We start from the raw sequence: 2,138 nt of genomic DNA on the forward strand, positions 1-2,138 counted from the left end.
TGGCCCGACAGACTATGGGTCATAACTTGGTTGGGCTCCCCTGTTTCACCACCCGTTGCCCACAATCGCGTGTCCCATTGTGCATGCACTCGACCAAGGACATCGCGCGAATACCTTTCGGTACGTGCCTGCAGTGCCTCGTCTAATGTCTGTCGGTGATACGCAACGACCGCTACTTGCAACCTACGCGCGTCTGTCACCCTCAGAGTCGGTGTCTGTCGGTGCAAAGTCGAAGACATTTGCGACCCTCTGCGTGTGTAGAGATGTAACTATAGACACGAACTCGATCACCTGCTGTTGAGGCCCCATAGGACGCTCCCACAAGCGGTGATTGATTATGCTCAAGAGCGTGACTAATCCCCTATAAACACGAGCCATCACTGGTGTCGGCTGCGATTAGTCGGCACACTTCAGACAGTTTTTCGCGGGTTCACGGACAAGGAAGCGCCACCCCCCATGATTTCCATCTACCAACTCAAACCGCGTTTTCAAAACCTGCTGCGGCCTCTCGTGCAGCGCCTTTATGACAACGGCACCACCGCCAACCAGATCACCGTGCTGGCCGGGGTTGTTTCCCTGCTGGTGGGGCTGTTGATCGCGGGCTTTGCCCAACACCTCTGGCTGTTTGCACTGATCCCGCTGTGGATGATTGTGCGCATGGCGCTCAATGCCATCGATGGCATGCTGGCCCGGGAATTCGGCCAACAGTCGCGCCTCGGTGCTTACCTCAATGAATTGTGCGATGTGATCGCCGACAGTGCGCTGATCCTGCCCTTTGCATTGATCCCCGATATGAGCCTGGCGCCGGTGCTGCTGGTGACGCTGCTTGCGGTATTCAGCGAATACGCCGGAGTGCTGGGGCCGATGGTGGGCGCGTCGCGCCGTTATGACGGGCCCATGGGCAAGAGTGATCGGGCGTTCGTGCTCGGGGTGCTGGCCACGGGCGTGGCGCTGGGCTGGCTCGGCGCCGGTTGGGTGGAGGCGGTGATGTGGCTGGTCGCCGCCCTGCTCGCCTATACCTTGGTCAACCGGGTGCGTCAGGGCCTCAAAGAACAACAATCTCTCCCTTCTGCATAAGGATTTTGCGATGCGCGAACAGCAACAGCACACCTTCAGTACCCATGATGGCGTCGAGCTTTTCTATCGGCACTGGCCGGCCACGGCAGGTGTCGGGCCGCGCAAGGCGATCCTGTTGTTCCATCGCGGCCATGAGCACTCGGGGCGTATTGCCCACCTGGTGGATGAACTGGGCCTGCCTGAATTCGACTTCTTCGCCTGGGACGCCCGTGGCCACGGCCAATCCCCAGGCGAGCGCGGCGACAGCCCCAGCTTTGCCACCAGCGCCCGCGATGTGCAGACTTTCTGTGACCACATCAATGCCACCTACGGCATCGAGGAGGAAGGCATCGCCGTCATCGCCCAAAGCGTCGGCGCGGTGATCGCGGCCACCTGGGTTCATGATTACGCGCCAAAAATCCGCGCCCTGGTGCTCGCCTCGCCAGCCTTCAAGGTCAAGCTGTACGTGCCCTTCGCCCGCCCCGGCCTGGCACTGATGCGCAAGTTTCGTGGCAACTTTTTCGTCAACAGCTACGTCAAGGCCAAGTTCCTCAGCCATGACCCCGAACGCGTGGCGTCCTACGACAGCGATCCACTGATCACCAAGGCCATTTCGGTGAATGTGCTGCTGGGCCTTTACGAAGCGGCCGCCCGGGTTGTCGCCGACGCCCAGGCGATCCAGGTGCCGACCCAACTGCTTATTTCGGGCTCCGACTTTGTGGTGCACCGTAAACCCCAGCAGCAGTTCTTCGACCGCCTCGGCAGCCTTAAAAAAGAGCTGCATATCCTCCCCGGCTTTTTTCACGACACCCTCGGCGAACGTGATCGCGCCGTGGCTGTGAGCAGCGCCAAGCGCTTTATCTTGCAGAACTTCGCCCACCCGCTGGACCGCGCTTCTTTACTGGATGCAGACAAACTTGGCGCCACGTGCGCCGAATCCGAATCCCTCGCCGCGCCGTTGCCACGCAATTCACTGCGCGACCTGTACTGGCGCATGACCCGCGCCAGCATGGGCCTGGGCAAGAACCTGTCGGATGGGGTGAAGCTGGGCTTCGACACCGGCTTCGATTCCGGCAGCACCC

The 2,138-nt window shown here is 60.7% G+C and carries 2 protein-coding genes; both read left to right on the top strand.

The annotated features are described in order from the left end of the window. Positions 1-456: 456 nt before the first annotated feature. Positions 457-1,077: a CDP-alcohol phosphatidyltransferase family protein gene (locus tag BKD70_RS22795; RefSeq protein WP_057975210.1), complete on the top strand. Its 621-nt coding sequence runs from the start codon at positions 457-459 to the stop codon at positions 1,075-1,077. Between the two features lie 10 nt (positions 1,078-1,087). After that, a partial coding sequence (locus BKD70_RS22800; RefSeq protein WP_139145803.1) for a bifunctional alpha/beta hydrolase/class I SAM-dependent methyltransferase occupies positions 1,088-2,138 on the top strand: 1,051 nt, incomplete at its 3' end.

Origin of the sequence: Pseudomonas sp. BS-2016 (assembly GCF_001806145.1) — a bacterium.
Lineage (GTDB): Bacteria > Pseudomonadota > Gammaproteobacteria > Pseudomonadales > Pseudomonadaceae > Aquipseudomonas > Aquipseudomonas lundensis.

Excerpts from the sequence above, each read along its gene's own strand:
- BKD70_RS22795 (WP_057975210.1), top strand. The coding sequence starts at position 457 with ATGATTTCCATCTACCAACTCAAACCGCGTTTTCAAAACCTGCTGCGG.